Below are 22,500 nucleotides of genomic sequence, written 5' to 3' on the forward strand. Positions count from 1 at the left end.
TATGATCGCCGTTTCTGCTTACCGGAATGCCTGCCATGCAAGTACTCGTCGATGCCGACGCGTGTCCCGCCGTCATCAAGGACATGCTGTTTCGCGCCGCGCGTCGTGCCGAGATCTGCGTGACGCTGGTCGCGAACCAGTTTCTGCGCACGCCGCCGTCGCCGTTCATCAAGGCGCTGCAGGTGCCCGCCGGTTTCGACGTGGCCGATGCGCGAATCGTCGAACTCGTCGAGGCGGGCGACCTCGTGATCACCGCCGACATCCCGCTGGCCGCCGCCGTCCTCGACAAGGGCGCGCTTGCGCTCGACCCGCGCGGCAACTGGTTCAGCCGCGAGAACATCGAGGAACGCCTGTCGACGCGCGCGATGATGGATCAGCTGCGCAGCGCGGGGATCGATACCGGCGGCCCGGCGCCGTTCAGCGCACGCGACGGCAAGGCGTTCGCGTCGCAGCTCGACCGCTTTCTTGCGCGCCATGGCAAGCCGTAACGCGCGCGGCTGCGATTCGTTGCCGGTTTCGCGCCGGCGCATTGACGGCGGCAGGGGTGCGGTTTTTCGCCGACGCTGATATCGTGACGCGAACCACTACCCGGAGTGCCAGGATGTCCCCGACCCAACTGCTCGTTCCGACATTGACCCAGATGCTGCGCGCACAAGCCGCGTGGCTCGACAAGGCGGCCGCGCACCGGCAGGCCGCGGGCGACATGCCCGATGCGATGCTGACGCTGAAGCTCGCGCCCGACATGTATCCGCTCGCCGCGCAGGTGCGCTTCTCGTGTTTTCAGGCAATGGAACCCGTGTACCGGCTGCGCGGCGAGCCGCTGCCGGCCGCGCTGCTGGCGTTGCGGGAAGCCGGCTGGAACGCCGATGCGCAACCCGGCACGCTGAGCGACGCGCAAGGCATCGTCGCGGGCGCGATCGCGTTTCTCGGCGAACTCGCGCCCGATGCGCTCGACGGCGGCGCGGCGCTGCCGATCGCCCTAGAACTGCCGAACGGCATCGCGTTCGACATGACGGGCGAGCAGTACGCGCGCGACTGGGCGCTGCCGCAGTTCTACTTTCACACGATCGCGGCCTACGCGATCCTGCGCCATCACGGCGTCGATCTCGGCAAGGCCGATTATGTGCCGCACATGCTCGCGTACGTGCGGCCCGGCACGATTCCGCAAGGGTAAGGAACGGATGAACCAACGCGGCGGCCACCGCCGACCGGCGCACGCATCCGCACACGAGCCGGCATGACCCGCGTGCTCTTCATTTGCAGCCGCAACCGGCTGCGCAGCCCGACGGCTGAGGCCGTGTTCGCCGCGTGGCCGGGCGTCGAAACCGACTCCGCGGGCCTTGCGCTCGACGCGGCACGCCCCTGTGCGCGGACCAGCTCGAATGGGCCGAAATCGTGTTCGTGATGGAGCGCGCGCACGGCGCGAAGCTGTCCGCGCGATTCGGCGCGCATCTGAAGCACCGGAAAGTCATCTGCCTCGGCATTCCCGATCGCTACGCGTACATGCAGCCCGAACTGATCGCGCTGCTCGAACGCAAGGCCGGCCCGTTTCTGCGTGCGTGACCGGGTATGACCGGCGCGGGCGCGTTCAGCGCGAACGCAGCGACCCGTCGGCAAGCACCGAAAAACTATCGAGGTGCAACAGTTCGATGATCTTGCGCGTCGGCACGCTCGCGCGCAGCGTTTCGAGCCGTTCGACGTCGAACCACTTGCAGCGGGCGATTTCGTTGCTGGCGCGCGGCGTCAGGTGTTTGGGCACATCGGCCACGAATACGTGATGAAGCTTCGTGAGCCCGCCGAACTGCACCGCATAGTCGAGCGCGAGCCCCTCCAGCCGCGTTTCCTCCGCCAGCTCGCGCTGCGCGGCCTCCAGCGGCGTCTCGCCGCGCCGGATCGTGCCGCCCGGCAGCGACCAGCGCGCCGCGCTGCGGGCGACCAGCAGCACGCTGCTGCGCTGGCGGCAGACGATCGTGGCACGTTCCTTGATGATGGCGAGGGTATCGGGCCCGGTACTCATGTTCGGCAAAACAGGTGCTGAATCGTGGAGGAAATGCGCGTCGGCCGGTCGTAACCGGCCCCTCACCCGACACTCGGGCGCGACGGCATGCAGGCAGCCGCGCCGATTTTACCGGGCGTTCATGACAGTTCCGTGCGCTGTACCGCGCACCGGCTTTCGCGTCACGCGTGCGTGTAGATTCCCGAGCGCGCAGGCTTGCCGTGCCGCACGTGGCGCCGCTTGTGGACGGTGCGCCGGCGATGTGGCGGCGGTGCCACATGCCGGCGCGGGGGCGCCGGGCGTGCGGTGGGCGAAGCGGCCCCAGGCTGTACCTGGCCTTCACCGAAATGGAATGTCTGGGTTTGCGCGCGGGCGACGCCCAGCGTCGACGCCAGCACGAGGGCCGCGAGCAGCATGCGTTTCATGGATCTTCGCCTTTCTTCATCAGTTCAAATGTGCACTGCCCGCCAGCTTAGCGAACGGCGGCCCCGCGCCGCAACCAGCCTGCGTTCCGTGTCGTCCCCAGTTGCGCGCGGCCGCTTTATCGGCCCGTCGGCCGGGACATTTCCAGCTTGACAATAAAATTCCCAGGTGTGAATATAAATTCACACACAAGAATTATTATTCCAGCCGGGAAAACCGTGCCGCAGTTGCCGGCGCGACGGAACCGGCGGTCCGATCAACCGGAAGCAGGAGCGAGACGCATGGCGGAACACGAGCAGCAGGGCGCGCTGGCAGGGTTGCGCATCATCGATCTGTCGCGGGTGCTGGGCGGCCCGTACGCGACGCAGATCCTCGCCGACCACGGCGCGGAGGTGATCAAGGTCGAGCCGCCGTCGGGCGACGAGACGCGCACCTGGGGGCCGCCGTTCGACGGCGACACCGCGTCGTATTTCCTCGGCGTGAACCGCAACAAGCTCGGCATCGCGCTCGACCTGACGCAGCCCGACGACCGCGAGCGGCTGCTCGGGCTGCTCGAGCGTGCCGACGCGGTGGTCGAGAACTTCAAGATCGGCACGATGGAGCGCTGGGGCCTCGGCTTCGACGCCCTGCACGCGCGCTTTCCGCGTCTCGTCTACTGCCGCGTGTCGGGCTTCGGCGCGGACGGCCCGCTCGGCGGGCTGCCCGGCTACGACGCGGCCGTGCAGGCGCTGGCCGGGCTGATGAGCGTCAACGGCGAGGCGGGCGGTGCGCCGCTGCGCGTGGGCGTGCCGATCGTCGATCTCGTCACCGGGCTGAACGCGGCGCTCGGCGTGCTGATGGCGCTGCGCGAACGCGATGCGAGCGGGCGCGGCCAGTTCGTCGAATCCACGTTGTTCGACTGCGCGCTGTCGATCCTGCATCCGCATACGCCGAACTTCTTCCATTCGGGGAAGGCGCCGGTGCGCACCGGCAACGCGCATCCGAACATCACGCCGTATGACAGCTTCCCGACCGCGGGCGTCGACATCTTTCTCGCGGTCGGCAACAACGGACAGTTCGCGGCGCTCTGCGACGTGCTCGGCACGCGCGACTGGCCCGACGATCCGCGCTTCGCCGACAACCGCGCGCGCAGCGCGAACCGCGCCGCGTTGCGCGCGCTGCTCGAAACGGCGCTGGCCTCGCACGACGGCGCGGCGCTCGCCGAACGGCTGATGCGCCGCGGCGTGCCGTGCGCACCGGTTCTCGGGCTCGATGCGGCGCTCGACCATCCTCACGTCGCGCATCGGCGGATGAAGGTCGAGCTCGGCCGGCATCGCGGCATCGCGTCGCCGATCAAGCTCGGCCGCACGCCGGCCACGTACCGGCGGCCGCCGCCCGCGCTGAACGAACACGCGGCGCAGGTCTTTGCCGACGACGCGCACCACGACGGCAACGGCGATTGCCGGCGCTGACCGGCATCGCGACGGGCGGCCGCACCCCGCACGCCCCTTCGGACAACCCGCCGCACCGCGCACGACGCACGCCGGCGCAAGAGGAGACACATCATGCTCGCATGGATCGGCGCGATTGCGATCGTCGCGCTGTTCGGCCTGATCATCACGAAACGGCTCGCGCCGCTCGTCGCGCTGATCGTCGTGCCGGTGGCCGCATCGCTCGCGGCCGGGTTCGGGCTTCAGACCGGCAAGTTCATCGTGCACGGCGTGCAGAACATCGGCCCGATCGCCGGGATGTTCGTTTTTGCGATTCTATTTTTCGGAATCCTCACTGACGCCGGGATGCTCGATCCGATCATCGCGGGCGTGCTGCGCGTGATCGGCTGCCATCCGCCGCGCATCGTGATGGGATCGGCGCTGCTCGCGCTGCTGATCCATCTCGACGGCTCGGGCGCCGTCACGTTTCTCGTCACGCTGCCCGCGATGATGCCGCTCTATACGCGGCTCGGGATGGACCGGCGGATCCTCGCGTGCGTCGCGTCGATGGCGGCCGGCGTCAACTTCCTGCCGTGGGTCGGGCCGATGCTGCGCGCGTCGGCGGCATTGCACATTCCCGGCTCGGCGATCTTCATGCCGATGATTCCGGTGCAGATCGTCGGGCTCGTGTTCGTGTTCGGCACCGCGTATGTGCTCGGCGTGCGCGAGGCGAAGCGGCTCGGGCTCGATCGCGCGGGCGCGGCAGCGCTCGCGATTGCGCCGCGCGAGCTGACCGACGCCGAGCGCGCGTTGCGCCGGCCCGGGCGTTTCGGGATCAACCTTGCACTGACGCTGGTCGTGCTCGTCACGCTGGTGTCCGGCATCGTCGATCCGATGGTGATGTTCATGCTCGGCACGGTGGCCGCGCTCGTGATCAACTATCCGGACGTGCAGGCGCAGCGCGAGCGGATCGACGCGCATGCGAAGGCCGCGCTGATGATGGCGAGCGTGCTGCTCGCAGCCGGCGCGTTCACCGGGATCATGTCCGGCACCGGGATGCTCAAGGCGATGGCCGAGGTCGTCGTCGCTCACGTGCCGGTCGAGCATGCGCGCCACATGCCGTTCGTGCTCGGCCTGCTGTCGATGCCGCTCAGCCTGCTGTTCGATCCCGATTCGTTCTACTTCGGCGTGCTGCCGGTGCTCGCGGAAAGCGCGAAGCTGCTCGGCGTGCCGCCGATCCAGATGGCGCAGGCCGCGCTGCTCGGCCAGATGACGACCGGGTTTCCGGTGAGCCCGCTCACGCCCGCGACGTTCCTGATCGTCGGGCTGACCGGCGTCGAGCTCGCCGAGCACCAGAAATTCACGATTCCGTTCCTGTTCGCCGCCACCGTGCTGATGGTCTTCGCCGCGGTCGCGACGGGCGTGTTTCCGTTATGAGCGCCCGCGGGCCTGTCGCTTTGCGCCAGGCCATGGAGGTGCCATTCAACCTTGGGGCGGCCCGGCGCCTCGTTGCACATGCCGCGGGCCGTTCACGTTTTCCGGGAGAGCAGTCCATGCAGTTCGACCTGACCGACGACCAGCGCGCGATCGAAAGCGCGATCGAGAAAATCTGCGAACGCTTCGGCGACGATTACTGGCTCGAGCGCGATCGCGCGGGCGGGTTTCCGTCCGACTTTCACGCGGCGCTCGCCGAGGCCGGCTGGCTCGGCATCGCGATGGACCCGGCGCACGGCGGCGCCGGGCTCGGGATGACCGAGGCCGCGCTGATGATGCGCACGATCAGCGCATCGGGCGCCGGCCTGTCGGGCGCGTCGGCCGTGCACATGAACATCTTCGGGCTGAACCCGGTGCAGGTGTTCGGCAACGACGCGCAGAAGGCGCGCTTCCTGCCGCCGCTGATCGCCGGGCGCGACAAGGCCTGCTTCGCGGTGACCGAACCCGACGCGGGCCTCGACACGACGCACCTGAGCACCCAGGCACGCCGCGACGGCAACGATTACGTGCTGAGCGGGCGCAAGATCTGGATCTCGACCGCGCAGGTCGCCAACAAGATGCTGATCATCGCGCGCACGACGCCGCTCGACCGGGTCGCGAAGCCGACCGACGGGCTGAGCCTGTTCTATACCGATCTCGACCGTTCGCGCGTCGAGGTGCGCGAGATCGAGAAAATGGGCCGCAAGGCCGTCGACTCGAACATGCTGTTCATCGACAACCTGCGCGTGCCGCGCGACGACCTGATCGGCAACGAGGGCGACGGCTTCCGCTATCTGCTGCACGGGCTGAATCCCGAGCGGATCCTGATCGCCGCCGAGGCGATCGGCCTCGGGCAGGCCGCGCTGCGGCGCGCGACGAAGTATGCGTGCGAGCGCGTCGTGTTCGGCCGGCCGATCGGGCAGAACCAGTCGATCCAGCATCCGCTCGCGCAGGCGTGGATGCAGCTCGAGGCTGCGTGGCTGATGGTGATGAAGGCCGCGACGCGCTACGACGCGGGGCAGTCGTGCGGCGCGGAGGCGAACGCCGCGAAGTACCTCGGCGCGGAAGCCGCGTTCCAGGCGTGCCAGACCGCGGTCGCGACGCACGGCGGGATGGGCTACGCGAAGGAATACCATGTCGAGCGCTACCTGCGCGAGTGTATGATTCCGAGGCTCGCGCCCGTGAGTCCGCAACTGATCCTGTGCTACATCGCGGAAAAGGTGCTCGGGCTGCCGAAGTCGTACTGACCGTACCGACCGGCGGCTCGCCCGGCGCGCGGCTTCCCGTTCCGAATCAAGCGCTCGTCATGGACGTCAAACTCGTTGCCCGCACGCTCGACCTGTTCGAGCTGTTCGCCGCCGAACGGCGGCCGCTGCCGCTCACCGAGCTCGCGCGCCTGCTCAACGTGCCGGCGTCGAGCTGCCTGGCGATGGCGCGCACGCTCGTGAGCCGCGGCTATCTGTACGAAGTGCGCAAGCGCGGCGGCTACTATCCGACGCGGCGCCTCCAGACGATCGCCGCCGCGATCGACGCGACCGACCCCGTCGTCGACCTCGTGCATCCGCATCTCGTCGCGCTGCGCGACGCGAGCCGCGAGACGGCCGTGCTCGGCAAGATCCAGGGCACGTCGGTCACGTATCTCGACGTCGTCGAGTCCGAGCAGGCGATCCGCTATACGCGCCAGCCCGGCGAGCTGCGCCCGCTGCATGCGAACTCGATCGGCAAGGCGATCTTCGCGGAACTTGCCGGCGATGCGCAGCAGGCGCTCGGCGCGCAGTTGTCGTTCGAACGCTTCACCGACGCGAGCGTCGCCGACCTGCCGGCGCTCGTCGCGCAAGCCGCGCGGTTTCGCGAACTCGGCTGGGCCGAGAATTTCGGCGAGAGCGCGCCCGAGCTGTCGGCGATCGCGGTTGCGGTGACGCTCGACGGCGACTGGTACGGGCTGTCCGTCGTCGGGCCGACCGAGCGGATCCGTCAGCATCGCGACGCGCATGCGGCGCTGCTGGTCGATGCGAAGGCGCGGTTGCTGGCCGAGCAGGGGCGCGGCTAGCGCCACGGCCTGGCACGCCGCGCGTCAGAGATTCAGCGATACCAGCGCGGCGTATAGACCCACTCGCGGCCGCCGTCGATCGCAAAGCGCCGCGTCGTCGACGAACCGACGATCACCATCGTGCGCATGTCCACCTGATCGCTGCGCAGCGCGCCGAGCGTCGTCGTCGCGAGCGTCTCGCCGGGGCGGCCGATGTCGCGGCCGAGCACGACGACCGTATCGGCCGCGCGATGCGTGCGCACGACGTCGAGCGCACGATCGAGCTGCCACGGCCGCGCACGCGAGATCGGGTTGTAGAACGCCATCACGAGATCGGCTTGCGCCGCATGCCGCAAGCGCGTCTCGATCACGTCCCACGGTTTCAGGTTGTCCGACAGCGAGATCGCGCAGAAGTCGTGGCCGAGCGGCGCGCCGGCCTGCGCGGCCGTCGCGAGCGACGCCGAGATGCCCGGTTCCACGCGCAGGTCGACCGCCGCCCATTGCGGGTCGCGCGCTTCGTCGAGCGCTTCGAGCACGGCCGCGGCCATCGCGAACACGCCCGGATCGCCCGACGATACGACCGCGACGCGCCGGCCTTGCGCCGCCAGTTCGAACGCATGGCGGGCACGCTGCATTTCCTCGCGGTTGTCGGTGCCGTGCACGCATTGATCGGCGCGGAACGGGCCGGCCATCGTCACGTAGGTCGTGTAGCCGAGGATGTCGGTGGCTTCAGCGAGCGCGCTGCGTGCGGCCGGTGTGAGCCACGCGGCGGCGCCGGGGCCGAGGCCGAGCACGGTCAGGCGGCCACGGGCGCGACCGAGCGTGGCCGGATCGATCGGGTGTGAAGCAACGGCGCAGGCAAGACCGTCGGCGGCGGCGCGCAGCGTATGCGCGACGCGCAACGTGCGGCCGAGCAATACGGCGGCATCGGTGTCGTTCGCGTGAGCGCCTCCGACTTCGGCATCGGCATCGGCAAAGCGCAGCGGCACGCCGAGTGCTTGCGCCGCTTCCTCCAGTCGAACGTTGCCGAGCAATGTTGCGGGCGCAACGAGTGCGGCGAGCGCCGGTCGTGCGAGCCCCTGCGCGTCGAGCAACGCTTCGACCCGCGCGGCAACCGGCGGCGACGCATCCGCCCGCGCACCATGCACGTCGATACCGACCACCACGCTACGCGGATGAATCACGAGCTCGTCGCGCGCGCCGCGCCACGCCTCGGGCGTGACGCGAATCGCATGCGCTGCCGCCGCGTCGCGCGGCAGCGCGACGTCGTCGAGCCACGGCGCCGCGCCGTCGATGCGCGTGGCCGCGCCCGCAAGCAGGTCGGCCACGAAGCGCTTGCCCTGCGCGAGATCGGCGAGCGCATAGCCTTCGGGCGGATTGAGCACGCACGCGGAAGCGCAACGGACCGCGCGTCGGGGGCGCGGGCGGGAGGCCGACGGAGGCGGCGATTTCCCGCGCGATCACGTTCACGCCGGTCAGCCCGCCGAGCAGCGGCACGACGGCCGAGCCGTCTTCCGCGACGGCGAGCACGGGCGGCTCGACACCCTTATCGGCCAGCGCCGGCGCGATGCAGCGGATCACGATGCCGGCCGCGCACAGCGCGACGATCGGCAGCCCGCGCGCATAGAGCTCGCGCAGGTGCGCGCCGAGTTCGTCGAACGGCACGTCGGCAGCGACACGGGACGCGAGCCCGTGCACGAGGGCGCCCGGATAGCGCGCCTGGATGCGCCGCGCTGTGTCGAGCGCGCCGGCGCCGAGAATCACGATCGCGGGCGGAGTCGTCATCCTTGCCATTTTTCCCCCGGCACCACGAGCAGCGAGAAATACGGGGACGCCATCGGATCGACTTCGTCGAGCGGCACGATGCGCTGGGCCGCCATCGTCGCGCGCTCGACGTACAGCGCGCGCTTCGCGAGCCCCAGGTCGTCGAGCACGCGCCGCACCTTGTCGAAGTTACGGCCGAGCTTCATCACGACGGCCGCGTCGGCCTGCGCGAGCCGCGCGCGCAATTCGTCCTCCGGCAGCACGCCGGACAGCACCGACAGGCTCTGGTTGCGGTACACGAGCGGCTGGCCGAGCACGGCCGTGCCGCCGAGCATCGCGCACACTCCCGGGATCACCTCGGTGTCGTAGCGCGGCGCGAGCCGATCGTGCAGGTACATGTACGAACCGTAGAAGAACGGATCGCCTTCGCAGATCACCGCGACGTCGCGCCCCGCATCGAGGTGCGATGCAACGATCCCGGCGGCCGTGTCGTAGAAGTCGGCGATCACCGTTTCGTAGCACAGCGGCGGCGGCAGCGCCTCGGTCGTCACCGGGTAGACGAGCGGCAGTTGCGTCTGCGTATCGAGCATGTGTGCCTCGACGATCCCGTACGCGTTGCCCTTCTTGCCCTTCGCGACGAAATACGCGACCACCGGCGCGGCCTGCAGCACCCGCAGCGCCTTGATCGTCATCAGTTCAGGGTCGCCGGGGCCGACACCCACGCCGAACAGGCGCCCGCGCGCGGCCGTCATTCGGCCTCCGTCGCAAGCGCGTTGACCGCGGCGGCGGCCATCGCGCTGCCGCCGCGCCGGCCGAGCAGTGCGACGTACGGCACGCCGCGACTGTCGGCGGCCAGCATCGCCTTCGATTCGGCCGCGCCGATGAAGCCGACCGGAAAGCCGAGGATCAGCGCGGGGCGCGGGGCGCCGGCGTCGATCATGTCGAGCAGGTGGAACAGCGCGGTCGGCGCGTTGCCGATCACGACGATGCTGCCGGCCAGCTGCGGGCGCCACAGTTCGAGCGCCGCGGCCGAGCGCGTGTTGCCGAGATGGCGCGCGAGATCGGACACTTCCGGCTCGCCGAGCGTGCAGATCACGCGATTGCCGGCCGGCAGCCGCGCGCGCGTAATGCCTTCGGCCACCATCTTCGCGTCGCACAGGATCGGCGCGCCGGCCGCGAGCGCGGTGCGCCCGGCCGTGCCGGCGCCCGCCGAGAAGTGCAGATCGTGGACGACGTCGACCATCCCGCACGCATGGATCACGCGCACCGCGAGTTTCTCGAGATCGGGCGGAACCTGCGACAGGTCGGCCTCGGCGCGGATCGTCGCGAACGACTGGCGGTAGATTTCCTGCCCGTCGCGAATGTAGTCAAGCATCGGTGGTGTCCTGGCTGTGCCGCGCGCCCGTCAGTCGGGCCGCGGCCTGGTCAATCGTCAGATGGCGCGCGAGCGGGGCGCCGAGGCCCGCGGCAGCGTCGCGCCGGTAAAGGTCGTAGCGCCCGGTCGCGACCGCGACGAGCGTGTGCGTCGCCGCGTGCGGCAGCGCGCAATGGCGCTCGCACCCGGTCAGGTGCACGTCGAGCGGACGGCCGATGCGCGCGGCCAGCGCGAGCGCGTCGCGTTTCGTATCGGCACGCGATTTCGTGCAGCCCGCGCTGCCCGTGCACGCGGCGAGCGACGCGAGCGGATCGGTCATCGCGCACACGAGGCCGAGCGACGCGAGCGCGTCAAGCACGGCCGGCGCGCGATCATGTGCCACGCCGTGCACGAACACGCCTTGCCATGGCGTCATCGACAGCGTGCCGTCGCCGTCGGCTTCGGATATTTCGGCGAGCCGCTCCAGTTGCATCGCGTCGAGCCGGCCGAGCGCGAATTGCGCGCCGACGCTGCAGCGGGCCGCGTCGAACGACGGCCGCGCGCCGAAACGCAGCGCGGCATCGGAGTGCGCGCGTCGCCAGCCGGCGAGCGCTGGATCGGCTGCCAGCGGGAAGGGCAGGTAGTGTTGTGCGCGTTCGAGCAGCGCGCGTTCGCCGCAGCTCGCGAGCAAGGCGCGCATCCGCGCGACGTCGGCAGGCGCGAGATCGAGGAACGCGAGCAGCAACGCACGCACAAGCGCGGCGGCCTGGTCGGGCGAGACGCCGATCAAGGCGGGCGTGTCGTCGGGGGCGACCGGCACGCAGCCGGCCACGCCCGCGGCGATGCGCAGCGCGCCGTCGCCGCGACGCCATGCGGCCAGCCAGATGTCGTGCGGATGATCGAGCGCCGCGACCGATTCGCCGCCATCGAGCTGGATCGAGAATTTCGGTGACAGTTCGCCGCGACGCGGCTCGCGAGCCAGCATGTCGAAGAGGGCGGGCGCGAGTGCGCGGCTGTCGAGCAACGCGTCGGGATCGTGCCCGGCGAGCGGGCTGAGCATCAGGTTGCGGACGTCGTCGCTCATGGCGAGCGCGGTCCGGTCGTCTGCGGCATCGGCGGCGCTCGCGCGCGGGCCGAGGCCCGCGGCGAGCAATGCGCTGGCCAGCGGATCGGCCGCGCCGTCGCGAATGCCGCGCAACTGGAGATTCGCGCGATTGGTCGCGTCGATCGCACCGGAACCGCAGGCGCGCGCCGCGGCGGCGATCGCGCGCGCCTGCCGCGCGTCGAGCCGGCCGCCGGGCAGCTTGATGCGGCACAGTCCGCCGTCGGCGGCCGCGACGACGCGCACGAGCCCCGGGCAGGCCGACGGGCGCACGGCGGGCGACACAGGAATCGAGACGGGGGCGGAACTCAACGGAATACGGGACAGTGTCGCGCAGCGGCCAACGCATCGGTACACCCCGCCCGACGCCGACTGGCACGCACGCACTTTCAGGCCGGCAGGTCTCCTGGCTGACAGGTCGGCGCCTGCTCCCGGCCTTCCCGGTAAAACCAGTGGCGTGAAGGGGAGATCGGCTCGCTGTCTACAGTTGCGGGGGCAGCCACGGCGGCGCGACGCGCGCCCCGTGTTCCCTCTTCGGCCCCGAAGGGCACCGGCGATCGAACGGCCGTAGGATACCCGATTTCGACGGCGCTTCGCGACCGCCCGGCCATGCGCCGGAGCCGGGGCAAAGCACGGTGCGGGGCGGCAGCCAGGCAGATGAAACGCGCGGTGGAACACGGTACCATGCCGACTTTCGCAATGCGGACGGCCGTACCGGCGCCTTCACGGCCGCCGCGCGGCAACTCGATGGAATCGAACGATGGGGAAGGGTGCATGACGGCGTGGCTGACGGTGGTGGGCATCGGCGACGACGGTTACGCGGGGCTCGGACGCAGCGCGCGGCGCGCGCTGCGCGTCGCGACGCAGGTGGTCGGCGCGAAGCGGCACCTCGACATGCTGCCCGCGCGGCTGCCGGCCGCGCGCGAATCGTGGCCGTCGCCGTTCGACCTGTCGGGCCTGCTCGCGCGCCGCGGCTCGCCCGTTTGCGTGCTCGCGAGCGGCGATCCGATGCTGTTCGGCGTCGGCGCGACGCTCGCGCGCGAACTGTCCCCCGACGAGTGGCGCGTGCTGCCCGCCCCGTCGTCGCTGTCGCTCGCGGCTGCGCGGCTCGGCTGGGCGTTGCAGGACGTCGGCGCGGTGTCGCTTGTCGGCCGCCCGCTCGCGACGCTCGCGCGTCACCTGTTGCCGGGCCGGCGCCTGTTCGTGCTGAGCGCGGACGGCCGCACGCCGGCCACGGTCGCCGCCGAGCTCACGGCACGCGGCTTCGGCCCGACGCGCATCAGCGTGTTCGAACATCTCGGCGGCCCGCTGGAGCGGTGCATCGACAGCCTCGCGCAGGACTGGAACGTCGGCGAAACGGCCGCGCTCAATCTCGTCGCGCTCGACTGCCGGGCCGGCCCCGACGCACCACGCCGCGTGCTCACGCCCGGCTTGCCCGACGACGCGTATCGCCACGACGGCCAGCTCACCAAGCGCGACATGCGCGCGCTCACGCTCGGGCGTCTTGCGCCCGCACCCGGCGAACTGCTGTGGGACGTCGGCGCGGGCAGCGGCTCGATCGGCATCGAATGGATGCGCGCGCATCCATCGTGCCAGACGATCGCAATCGAATCGCACGCCGAGCGGCAGCGCTTCATCGAACACAACCGCGACGCGCTCGGCGTGCCGGGCCTGCAACTCGTCGCGGGGCGCGCGCCCGCTGCGCTCGCGGGACTCGCCGCGCCGGACGCGATCTTCATCGGCGGCGGCGCGACCGCGCCCGGCGTGCTCGACGCATGCTGGTCGGCGCTGAAGCCCGGCGGCCGGCTCGTCGCGAACGCGGTCACGCTGCAGGGCGAGATGGCGCTGGCCGCGTGGCGCGATGCGCACGGCGGCACGCTCACGCGCGTGTCGCTCGCACATGCGGAGCCGCTTGGCCGCTTCGACACATGGCGACAACCGTTGCCCGTCACGCTCTACGACGTGCGCAAGCCGGATGCCACGGCAACGCACCTGTCGAATCTCGCGGACCTCGCGTGATGCGCGACGAAACCCCCGAACAACCGGCGCCGCTGCGGTTCGGCTACACGACCGGCAGCTGCGCGACCGCAACGTCGCTCGCCGCTGCGCGCCTGCTGCTCGCGGGCCGCGCGGACGATGCGGTCGAAATCGTGCTGCCGAAGGGGCAGCGCGCGATGATGCGGCTCGAGTTCTGCCGGACCACGGCCGACGGCGCCGAAGCCGGCACGCTCAAGGACGCCGGCGACGATCCCGACGTCACGCACGGCGCGCTGATCTTCGCGCGCGTCGCGCTCGCCGCGGCGCCTGGCGTGCGCTTTCATGCGGGGCCGGGCGTCGGCACGGTCACGCGCGCGGGGCTCACGCTGCCGGTCGGCGAACCGGCGATCAATCCGGTGCCGCGCCGGATGATGACGACCCACCTCGACGCGCTTGCCGCCGAATACGGCTATACGGGCGGCTTCGACGTGACGATCGGCGTCGAGGGCGGCGAGGCGCTCGCGTTGAAGACGATGAACCCGCGCCTCGGGATCGTCGGCGGGCTGTCGATCCTCGGCACGACCGGCATCGTGCGGCCGTTCTCGTGTTCCGCGTACATCGCGTCGATCCACCAGGGCATCGACGTCGCGCGCGCCAACGGCATCGCGCACATCGCCGCGTGTACCGGCAACGCGAGCGAGGACGCGATGCGCGCGCACTACGGCCTGCCCGACATGGCGCTGATCGAAATGGGCGATTTCGCGGGCGCGGTGCTGAAACACCTGCGCCGCGCGCCCGTCGCGCGCCTGTCGATGTGCGGCGGTTTCGGCAAGCTCAGCAAGCTCGCGGCCGGCCATCTCGACCTGCACAGCCGTCATTCGAGCATCGACTTGCCGCTGCTCGCGCAGTGGGCGGCGGAGGCCGGCGCGAACGACGCGCTGCAGGCCGCGATGCGCGCGGCGAACACGAGCCAGGAAGCACTGAAGCTCGCGCAGGCCGACGGCGTACCGCTCGGCGACATCGTCTGCGCACATGCACTGCGCGTCGCGCGCGACATCGTGCCGGCCTCGGTCGCCGTCGAGATGTTCGCGATCGACCGGCAGGGCCGCTTCGTCGGAGACGCGCGATGAACACCATGAACACCCGCATCCTGTTGCTCGGCGGCACCGGCGACGCGCTGAAGATCGCACGCGCACTCGGCCCGCAACACGTCTACAGCCTCGCGGGCCTCGGCAAGGCGCCAGACGATTTGCGCTGCGACGTGCGCGTCGGCGGCTTCGGCGGGGCGGCGGGGCTTGCCGCATATCTGCGCAGCGCCGGTATCGGTCTCGTGATCGATGCCACGCATCCGTATGCCGCGCAAATCAGCGCGAACGCGGCGGCCGCCGCGCGCGACGCCGGCGTGCCGCTGTGGGCGCTGCGCCGCGCACCGTGGACACCCGGGCCCGGCGACGACTGGCGGATGGTCGACGACTGGGCCGGCATCGAAGCCGCGCTCGCGCCGTTCCGGCGGCCGCTGTTCACGCTTGGCCGCGAACCGCTCGCGCATCTCGACGATATCCCGCCGCACCAGTTCTGGCTGGTGCGCTGCCTCGATACGCATCCCGGCAACGCCCGCGCGCAGGTCGTCGCCGCGCGCGGGCCATTCACGCTCGACGGCGAACGCGCGCTGTTCGCACTCGCGGGCATCGACGTCGTGGTCAGCAAGAACAGCGGGGGCGCCGCGACCGAGGCCAAGCTCGAGGTTGCACGCGAACGCCGGCTGCCGGTCGTGATGCTGCGCCGGCCGCCGCTGCCCGACGCCGATCGCGCGTTCGACTCGGCCGCCGCGCTGCTCGATGCGCTCGATCCGGCCGCGCGCGCGTGACGCGGCGCGACCGGCTGCACAATGAATTGACGGAGAATTTTCGATGACGGTGTATTTCATCGGCGCGGGCCCCGGCGACCCGGAACTGATCACGGTGAAAGGCCAGCGCCTCGTGCGCTCGTGCCCGGTGATCCTGTATGCCGGTTCGCTCGTGCCGCGGGCCGTGCTCGGCGGCCATCGCGCGGAACGGGTCGTCGATACGGCCGAGCTCGACCTCGATACGATCGTCGCGCTACTCGCCGACGCGCATGCGAAAGGGCAGGACGTCGCGCGCGTGCATTCGGGAGATCCGTCGCTGTACGGCGCGATCGGCGAGCAGATTCGCCGGCTGAAAGCGCTCGGGATTCCCTATGAAATCGTGCCGGGCGTGACGGCCACGGCCGCGTGCGCGGCGACGCTCGGCGTCGAGCTGACGCTGCCCGGTGTCGCGCAGACGGTGATCCTCACGCGCTTCGCGGGCAAGACGACGATGCCCGAAGGCGAAGCGCTCGGTTCGCTCGCCGCGCATCGCGCGACGCTCGCGATTCATCTCGGCGTGCGGCATCTCGCGCGAATCGTCGACGAAGTGCTGCCGCACTACGGGCCCGCGTGCCCAGTCGCGGTGATCTATCGCGCGAGCTGGCCCGACGAGGAACGCGTGACCGGCACGCTGGCCGACATCGTCGGCAAGGTGCAGGGCACGCAGATCGAGCGCACCGCGCTGATCCTGATCGGACGCGTGCTCGATGCCGAAGGGTTCGCGGACTCAACGCTCTATGCGAGCGGAGGCTGAGGCCGCCGTACGATCGGACTCGCGCGTCATCCACCGCACCTGACCTGCGCTATGCCCGCGCGGCGCGGCGCGCAAACCGTGGCGCGAATCCGGTCGCCAGCGCGAACAGCACGACACACAGGCATGCCATCGCGATCCACGCGGGCGACAGATCCGCGAGATGCTGGCGCACCAAGCCCGCCGCGAACGGAAACAGCCCCGCGATCAGATAGCCGATACCCTGCACGAACCCCGTCAGCGATGCCGCATCGGCCGGCGTCGCCGCGTGATCGACGGTGACGATCAGCGACAGCGGAAACAGCGCGCCGATCCCGGCCCCCAGTAGCAGCGCGGCCGGCAACGCGAGCGCCTGCGGCGCGGCCAGCATCACCAGCAACCCGGCGAGCAGCGACGCGATCGCCGCGTGCAGCGCGGGCCGGCGATCGGGCAGGCGGTCGATCGTCGCCGAGATCGTCAGCCCCGCGACCACTTCCGCGAGCGTCACGCCGCCGAGCAGGGTGCCGGCCGCGGTCGGCGACCAGCCGAGCCGCATGTAGTACGGCGGTAGCCATGCCAGCACCAGCGTGTATGCGCCCGTCGCGATCCCGAAGAACGCCGCGAGCCGCCATGCGCGCGGCGAGCGCGACGGTCGCGCATGCGTGGCCGGCGTCGCAGCCGCTCCGAACGCGGCCGCATCGCCGCCGCGGCTGGCCAGCGGCCACGCGATCGCCGCGATCGCGGCCGGCAACGCCCAGCCCGCAAGCGCCGTGAGCCAGCCCCAGCGGGCGGCGGCAAACGGCGCGACGACGCTCGCGAGCACCGCGCCTCCCATGATCGACGTCGAATACACACCCATCGCGCCACCGATGCGCGTCGCGAAATGCGCCTTGACGAACCCCGGCAGCAACGCTTGTACCATCGCAATCCCGATGCCCGCACAGCATGCGCTCGCCAGCAGCAGCCACGCATGCCGCGCGCCGATGCGCGACACGCACGCGAACCCGATCAGCGCGACACCGAGCCATACGCCGCCCGAGATGCCCGTCGCGTGCTGCAATCGCCGCGCGCTCAATGCGCCGAGGCCCATCAGTAGGATCGGAATCGTGGTCAGCAGGCTCGCCGCGCCGTCGCCGATGCCGGTCGCGCGCTGGATCATGTCGAGCAGCGGACCGATCGCGGCCAGCGCCGGCCGCAGGTTCAGCCCGACCAGCACGATGGCGGCCAGCCGCCATCCGGGGGAAGTGAAGCGATTCATCGAATGGCCCTCGATATCGATGCGCGGCGCCTTCGTCGAGGAACCGCGCGTATTCATGTAAAGTATCTCGACATCAAGATAAATGCTGATTTATCTCGACGTCAAGATAACTGACAAGCCGAGGAGGGTTAATGGATCGAGCCGCGCATGCGCTCGCGCAATGGCGCGTCGAGCGTCCGGATCTGGATGCGTCGTCGATGCTCGTGATGGGACGGCTGCAGGAGGCCGCGCTCGTGATCGCGCGCGACGGTCTCAATCCGCTGTTTGCGCGCTACGGGATGCAGCCGGGCGAATTCGACGTGCTGGCGACGCTGCGACGCAGCGGCGCGCCGTTCGCGCTGACGCCGACCGCGCTGTACGACGCGCTGATGATGTCGTCGGGCGGGATGACCGCACGCATCGATCGGCTGCAGAAGGCCGGCTGGGTCGAGCGCCGGCCGAACCCGGCCGACGGACGCGGTACGCTCGTCGCGCTGACGGACGCCGGCCGCGCGCTGATTGACGACGCGGTGGTCGCGCACGTCGACAATCAGCGCGCGATGCTGGCCACGCTGTCGGAGGCGGAGCAGGCGCAACTTTCAGCGTTGCTGGAAAAACTGCTGGCGGGATGGGGGAAACAGGCGTCGGCCGGGAAATAGCGCCGCCGGATCGTCACGCCGAACGCCGCGAGCGGAAAGCGGAAACGCCAGAGGGAAGCGGGAAAGCCGCCCGCCGCGCGACGCGGCGGGCCGGACCGGCAGCGGGCAGCGCCCGCCGCAGGGGCTCAGTCGCGTGCCGGGATATTGAGCCCGCGCGCGACGGCCGGACGCGCGACGAACGCTTCGAGCGCGCGTGCGACGTGGCGGAACTCGCCGAAGCCGACGAGATCGCCCGCCTCATAGAACCCGACCAGGTTGCGCACCCACGGAAAAATCGCGATGTCGGCAATCGTGTACGCATCGCCCATCACCCACTTGCGGTTCGCCAGACGCGCATCGAGCACGCCGAGCAGGCGCTTCGATTCGGCGACGTAGCGGTCGCGCGGACGCTTGTCCTCGTAGTCGCGGCCGGCGAACTTGTGGAAGAAGCCGACCTGGCCGAACATCGGGCCGATGCCGCCCATCTGGAACATCACCCACTGGATCGTCTCGTAGCGGCCCGCGAGATCCTTCGGGATCAACTGGCCCGTCTTGTCCGCGAGATAGATCAGGATTGCGCCCGATTCGAACAGCGGCAGCGGTCTGCCGTCCGGACCGTCCGGATCGATGATCGCCGGGATCTTGTTGTTCGGGTTCAGCGACAGGAATTCGGGCGACAGCTGGTCGTTCGTGTCGAAGCGCACAAGGTGCGGCTCGTACGGCAGGCCGGTTTCCTCGAGCATGATCGACACCTTGACGCCGTTCGGCGTCGGCAGCGAGTACAGCTGGAGACGGTCGGGATGCTGGGCCGGCCATTTTTTCGTGATCGGGAAGGCGGACAGATCGGGCATGGAGGTTCGCTCGTCAACGTGGAGGATCCGCGCTCCGCCGGCCTGCCGCGCGTCGCCGGGCGGCCGCCGACACGGCGGCAGGGACGGGACGATCGCATCGGCAGGCGGGCGGGACGCGCCGAAAACGCCCACTGTAGCCGATCCCCGCGATCGCTGCAGACGGCGGGCCGCGCGTCGCGCCCGGGCGCCGCCGCGCACGCATCGCGTCGTCAGAAGTTGTGCCTCAGCCCGAGCATCGCGGCCGTCGTGCCGACCCCGGGCGCAACCGGCTGCCCGTACACGAGCATCTGGTCCATCGTGCCGCGGTTGTTCACGTGGCCGACCTGCGCATAGACCATCGTCCGCTTCGACAGGCTGTAGTCGGCCGTGAGCACGACGGCCGTCGACCGGTTTTCCGAGCGGTTGCGGTCCTTCAGGTAATACACGGCGGACGTGACCTGCAGCGCCGGCGTGAAGCGATAGCCGACGCCCGCCGACAGCATGTCGAGGTTCACCTGGTCGGCATGCGCGGGATTGCGGCCGTTGCCGTACGACGCCGACACCGAGAAATCGTGGAGCGTGTATTTCGCGCCGACGTAGACGAAGCGGTTGTTGTCGACGCCGGTCGGCGCGACACCCGGCGCCGGATTCGTGTCGTGGCCGTTGTAGTAGACGGCCGCGGCGTTGAGCCCGTAGTTCGCATACCTGAGCACGACCGATTCGCGCGTGCCGCCCTGGAACTGTCCGGCGACGCCGCCGGGCGCGTATTCGAGCGCGATCGATGCGCCCGCGAACGTCGGCGACTGATAGACGAGCGCATTGCTGTCGTACAGCGCGCCGATCGCGCCGTTGGTGCTCGTCCCCGGCCAGCCGGCCGCGGTGTTCAGGCCGAGCCATGCGGTCAGCACGCTGCCGAAGAACTGCGCGTTGCGCACGTCGGTGTCGGCCATCGCGTAGATCATCGGCACGATCTGGCGACCGGCCGCGAACGAGCCGAACGGCCCCGATATGCCGAGCGACGCGACCTGGTTGAAGATCGCGGCCGCGCCCGGTGTGTCGCTCAGTTGCATCTTGCCGGTGCCGCTGTCGAACGAACCCTGCAGCTTGAAGTTGACCTTGTAGCCGCCGCCGAGATCCTCGGTGCCCCGGATGCCCCAGAAGCTCGAATAGATGCCGCCGTCCTTCATGCGGAACACCTTGCCGGTGTTCGGCGCGTTCGGGCTGAACGATGCGGCCGACGTGCTCTGGTACAACAGGCCGGTGTCGACCACGCCGTACAGCGTGACGGAGGATTGCGCATGCGCGAGCGCCGAGCAGCCGGCAAGCGCCGCGAGCGCGGCCAGTTTCGTCTTCATCGAAGTCTCCAGGATCGTAATGGACCGCACGGGATCGAGCCCGGGCGGGTGAAGCAGGGCAGGCGGGAACGCGCGGGATGCGGCGCCGCCGCGAGCCGTGCGGAAAGACTACGCAACGACGCGCGGCCGTTCCCCCCCACGCGCGGGGGGCAGGGTTGCGGAGAACCGGAAGGGGGACAGGCGACGCGGTTGCCGTCAACGGCCGGGCGCGACCGGCGCTGGCAGGAGCAAGCGGAGGTTCAGGGCGCGCTTTCGAGCAACCCGAGCACCAGCGCGCGGCGCACCGCATGCTTGCGCGAACTGGCGTCGAGCTTGCCGAACAGGTTCTTCAGGTGCCACTTCACGGTTTCCTCGCCGACGGCGAGCGCTACCGCGATCTCCTTGTTCGACAGGTTGCGCGCGAGCAACTCGAGAATCGCGCGCTCCTTGGGCGTCAGCACGACGCTCGGCACCGCGCGCGGGCTGGCCGTGCTGCGCGGCGCGGGCGGCACGATGCGCGGTTGCGGCAGCGCTGGCCGCGCCGGGCCGTCGCCCGCCGGCGCCTCGTCGCCGACGCGTCGCGCCCAGTCGGCGAGCGCCGGATGTGCGTCGGCAAGCGTGCGCGTGAGGCCGAACATGTCCGCGAGGTTCATCGCCTCTTCGAGCAGCGCGCGGCCGCCGTGCGCCGACTGTTCGAGCGCGAACGCGCTGAGCGCCATGATCTCGATGCGCTCGCGTCCCGTGCTCATCTCGCGGGCCAGCACGGCCGCTTCGTCGAGCGCGGCGCGGGCATCGTCCCAGCGGCGCGCGGCGAGCGCGGCACCCGCGTGCGCCATCGCCTGCAGCAGCACGACGGGGCGCCGCCACAGCGGCCCGTGCGATGGAAATTCCGCCGCGGCGATCGCATCGATGCGCTCGACGAGCGCATGGCAGGTGGCTTCGCGATAGCGCGCCGCGTGAATGCGCACCTGCTCGGCTAGACTCGCGACCGACAGGCGCGGCAGCCGCCGCGCGACGCCCATCGCGTCGAGCGCCTCGAGCAGGTCGATCGCGCGATGCTCGACGCCGCGCAGCAGCGCGATGCGTGCGGCCGTCCGGTAGCCGAGCAGCACGCTGTCGGGCGTGCCCGCGTGCTCGAGCACGTCGAGCCGGTTCGCGAGCAGTGCGGCGGCCTGCTCGACGCGATCGGCCTCGTAGGCGATCGACGCGCACATCGCCGCGAGCATGCAGGTCAGCGGATGACGGCGCCCGAGATCGGCTTCCGCGCGTGCGAGCGCCGGCGACAACGTGTCGTCCGCGAGCCGGATCTGGCCTTCGCGCAGGTAGCTCAGGCCGGTGATCAATTCGCCCCAGCGCGCGACATAGCCGAAGCCAGCCGCCGTCTCGCTGCGCTGCGCTGCCTGCTGGAAGCGGCGCGCCTGGGCCGGCTCGCCGACGATGATCGCGCGCGCCGACAGGCGGTTCGCATGCATCTGCGCAAGCCACGTCGCCGCCGGCGGCATGAAGTCGGCCCACGGTTCGAACAGCTCGACGAAGCGATCGATTTCGTCGGCGTAATACGCGGCCGCGCTGAGGATCAACGCGCATTCGTAGCGCATCGCGGCCGGCGTGCCGGCGTCGGCCAGGATGCCGGCAATCTGGCGCTGCGCCTCGACATGGCGCTCGCCGAGCGCCAGCGCCCACGCAACCGCGATCCGCAGCGTCGGCCGCTTGTCGAGTTCCGCATCGGGCAGCAACGCGAGCCAGTCGAGCACGTCGTTGATGCGGCCCTGCTTGATCGCATCCTCGAGGCAGCGCCGCGCGAGCGCGTACGCGGTCTCGAACTGGCCGGCCGCATACGCCTGGCGCGCCGCTTCTTCCGTCATCCCGTGGGTGTCGAGCCACGCGGCCGCGCGGGCATGCAGCGCGCTGCGCAGCGCTTCGGGTTGCGCCGCCAGGCGGTCGCGCAGCGTATCGCGCACGAGCGGATGCAGCCGGCACCAGTCGGAATCGTCGGACGCGATGAACAGCGGCGTGTCGCGCGCGAGCCGTGCGAGCCGGCCGGCGGCATCCGCGTCGTCGAGCAGCGCGGCGCACAGCGCCGGATGCAGACGGTCGGCGACGCTCGTGCGGGTGAGGAACACGGTGTCGTCGCCGGACAGGTTCGCGAGCAGCAGCTCGACCAGTCGGTCGCGGGTGCCGTCCATGCGCGCGGCAAGCGCGTCGACGGCCTGGCGCGGATCGGCCGAGCGCGCCATCGCGGCCATCGCGAGCTGCAGCCCGAGCGGCCAGCCGTCGACGCGCTCGAACAAGCGCGCGCACCCCCCCGCGCCGACCCTC

20 protein-coding genes, 2 pseudogenes and 1 riboswitch are annotated in these 22,500 nt (G+C 70.6%); of the genes and pseudogenes, 12 read left to right on the forward strand and 10 right to left on the reverse strand.

Features of this window, described 5'->3' with window-relative positions; translation table 11 throughout:
* Nucleotides 1-35 precede the first annotated feature (35 nt).
* The 3 genes and pseudogenes from J7024_RS21395 to J7024_RS21405 all read left to right on the forward strand — a co-directional run bounded on the left by J7024_RS21395 (nt 36) and on the right by J7024_RS21405 (nt 1,563).
* A complete protein-coding gene (locus J7024_RS21395) occupies nt 36-488 on the forward strand; it encodes a YaiI/YqxD family protein (RefSeq protein ID WP_124825719.1) in 453 nt (150 codons plus the stop codon).
* A 113-nt stretch (nt 489-601) separates the two neighbouring features.
* On the forward strand, nt 602-1,174 hold the full coding sequence (locus tag J7024_RS21400) for a DUF1993 domain-containing protein (protein ID WP_124825718.1): 573 nt from the start codon (nt 602-604) through the stop codon (nt 1,172-1,174).
* A gap of 63 nt (nt 1,175-1,237) precedes the next feature.
* Nucleotides 1,238-1,563 (forward strand): annotated as a pseudogene (locus tag J7024_RS21405) (low molecular weight protein tyrosine phosphatase family protein).
* A 25-nt stretch (nt 1,564-1,588) separates the two neighbouring features.
* Here the strand turns inward: J7024_RS21405 and J7024_RS21410 are convergent.
* Nucleotides 1,589-2,017, reverse strand: a complete 429-nt coding sequence (locus J7024_RS21410) for an NUDIX hydrolase (protein WP_234745461.1) — start codon at nt 2,015-2,017, stop codon at nt 1,589-1,591.
* Between the two features lie 161 nt (nt 2,018-2,178).
* Nucleotides 2,179-2,421, reverse strand: a complete 243-nt coding sequence (locus J7024_RS21415; protein ID WP_124825716.1) for a hypothetical protein — start codon at nt 2,419-2,421, stop codon at nt 2,179-2,181.
* Nucleotides 2,422-2,700: 279 nt separating this feature from the next.
* Here J7024_RS21415 and J7024_RS21420 point away from each other — a divergent pair, with 279 nt between their 5' ends.
* From J7024_RS21420 to J7024_RS21435, 4 genes are all read left to right on the forward strand, one after another.
* A complete protein-coding gene (locus J7024_RS21420) occupies nt 2,701-3,870 on the forward strand; it encodes a CaiB/BaiF CoA transferase family protein (protein WP_175750853.1) in 1,170 nt (389 codons plus the stop codon).
* A gap of 93 nt (nt 3,871-3,963) precedes the next feature.
* Nucleotides 3,964-5,265, forward strand: a complete 1,302-nt coding sequence (locus J7024_RS21425; RefSeq protein WP_175750854.1) for a CitMHS family transporter — start codon at nt 3,964-3,966, stop codon at nt 5,263-5,265.
* 116 nt (nt 5,266-5,381) lie between these two features.
* Nucleotides 5,382-6,548, forward strand: coding sequence for an acyl-CoA dehydrogenase family protein (locus J7024_RS21430; RefSeq protein WP_175750855.1), 1,167 nt, complete (start codon nt 5,382-5,384; stop codon nt 6,546-6,548).
* Between the two features lie 59 nt (nt 6,549-6,607).
* Nucleotides 6,608-7,351 carry an IclR family transcriptional regulator gene (locus tag J7024_RS21435; protein WP_175750856.1) on the forward strand — a complete coding sequence of 248 codons (744 nt, stop codon included), beginning with the start codon at nt 6,608-6,610 and terminating at the stop codon, nt 7,349-7,351.
* A gap of 32 nt (nt 7,352-7,383) precedes the next feature.
* Here the strand turns inward: J7024_RS21435 and cobJ are convergent.
* The 4 genes and pseudogenes from cobJ to cobG form a co-directional block, all read right to left on the reverse strand.
* Nucleotides 7,384-9,115, reverse strand: a pseudogene (gene cobJ / locus J7024_RS21440) (precorrin-3B C(17)-methyltransferase).
* Nucleotides 9,112-9,846 carry a precorrin-2 C(20)-methyltransferase gene (locus J7024_RS21445; RefSeq protein ID WP_124825710.1) on the reverse strand — a complete coding sequence of 245 codons (735 nt, stop codon included), beginning with the start codon at nt 9,844-9,846 and terminating at the stop codon, nt 9,112-9,114. The pseudogene cobJ and the gene J7024_RS21445 overlap by 4 nt, the downstream one beginning before the upstream one ends.
* Entirely contained in the window at nt 9,843-10,469 is a 627-nt protein-coding gene (locus J7024_RS21450) for a precorrin-8X methylmutase (protein ID WP_124825709.1), read from the reverse strand. The genes J7024_RS21445 and J7024_RS21450 overlap by 4 nt, the downstream gene beginning before the upstream one ends.
* Nucleotides 10,462-11,823: a precorrin-3B synthase gene (gene cobG, locus J7024_RS21455; protein WP_279607700.1), complete on the reverse strand. Its 1,362-nt coding sequence runs from the start codon at nt 11,821-11,823 to the stop codon at nt 10,462-10,464. Before cobG ends, J7024_RS21450 begins: the two co-directional genes overlap by 8 nt.
* A 106-nt stretch (nt 11,824-11,929) precedes the next feature.
* A riboswitch (cobalamin riboswitch) is annotated at nt 11,930-12,120 on the reverse strand.
* A 204-nt stretch (nt 12,121-12,324) separates the two neighbouring features.
* Here cobG and cbiE point away from each other — a divergent pair.
* Genes cbiE through cobM form a run of 4 tightly spaced genes read left to right on the forward strand, consistent with a single transcriptional unit; the run spans nt 12,325 to nt 16,166 of the window.
* Entirely contained in the window at nt 12,325-13,569 is a 1,245-nt protein-coding gene (gene cbiE, locus J7024_RS21460) for a precorrin-6y C5,15-methyltransferase (decarboxylating) subunit CbiE (RefSeq protein WP_175750875.1), read from the forward strand.
* Complete coding sequence (locus tag J7024_RS21465; RefSeq protein ID WP_124825706.1) at nt 13,569-14,657, forward strand: cobalt-precorrin-5B (C(1))-methyltransferase; 1,089 nt, start codon at nt 13,569-13,571, stop codon at nt 14,655-14,657. The genes cbiE and J7024_RS21465 overlap by 1 nt, the downstream gene beginning before the upstream one ends.
* A 5-nt stretch (nt 14,658-14,662) precedes the next feature.
* Nucleotides 14,663-15,394 carry a cobalt-precorrin-6A reductase gene (locus J7024_RS21470; RefSeq protein WP_124825976.1) on the forward strand — a complete coding sequence of 244 codons (732 nt, stop codon included), beginning with the start codon at nt 14,663-14,665 and terminating at the stop codon, nt 15,392-15,394.
* Between the two features lie 43 nt (nt 15,395-15,437).
* Nucleotides 15,438-16,166, forward strand: coding sequence for a precorrin-4 C(11)-methyltransferase (cobM, locus tag J7024_RS21475; RefSeq protein ID WP_124825705.1), 729 nt, complete (start codon nt 15,438-15,440; stop codon nt 16,164-16,166).
* A 49-nt stretch (nt 16,167-16,215) separates the two neighbouring features.
* On the opposite strand, the gene J7024_RS21480 is transcribed toward cobM, so the two are convergent.
* A complete protein-coding gene (locus J7024_RS21480) occupies nt 16,216-17,400 on the reverse strand; it encodes an MFS transporter (RefSeq protein WP_234745468.1) in 1,185 nt (394 codons plus the stop codon).
* A 131-nt stretch (nt 17,401-17,531) separates the two neighbouring features.
* Between J7024_RS21480 and J7024_RS21485 the strand changes: the two genes are divergently transcribed.
* Complete coding sequence (locus J7024_RS21485) at nt 17,532-18,038, forward strand: MarR family winged helix-turn-helix transcriptional regulator (protein WP_175750859.1); 507 nt, start codon at nt 17,532-17,534, stop codon at nt 18,036-18,038.
* Nucleotides 18,039-18,163: 125 nt separating this feature from the next.
* On the opposite strand, the gene J7024_RS21490 is transcribed toward J7024_RS21485, so the two are convergent.
* The 3 genes from J7024_RS21490 to J7024_RS21500 all read right to left on the reverse strand — a co-directional run.
* Nucleotides 18,164-18,868: a glutathione S-transferase N-terminal domain-containing protein gene (locus J7024_RS21490; RefSeq protein WP_124825703.1), complete on the reverse strand. Its 705-nt coding sequence runs from the start codon at nt 18,866-18,868 to the stop codon at nt 18,164-18,166.
* Between the two features lie 209 nt (nt 18,869-19,077).
* Nucleotides 19,078-20,202 carry a porin gene (locus tag J7024_RS21495; RefSeq protein WP_124825702.1) on the reverse strand — a complete coding sequence of 375 codons (1,125 nt, stop codon included), beginning with the start codon at nt 20,200-20,202 and terminating at the stop codon, nt 19,078-19,080.
* A gap of 239 nt (nt 20,203-20,441) precedes the next feature.
* A partial coding sequence (locus J7024_RS21500; protein WP_234745465.1) for a helix-turn-helix transcriptional regulator occupies nt 20,442-22,500 on the reverse strand: 2,059 nt, incomplete at its 5' end.

Origin of the sequence: Burkholderia sp. WTPI3 (assembly GCF_021483755.1) — a bacterium.
Classification (GTDB): domain Bacteria; phylum Pseudomonadota; class Gammaproteobacteria; order Burkholderiales; family Burkholderiaceae; genus Burkholderia.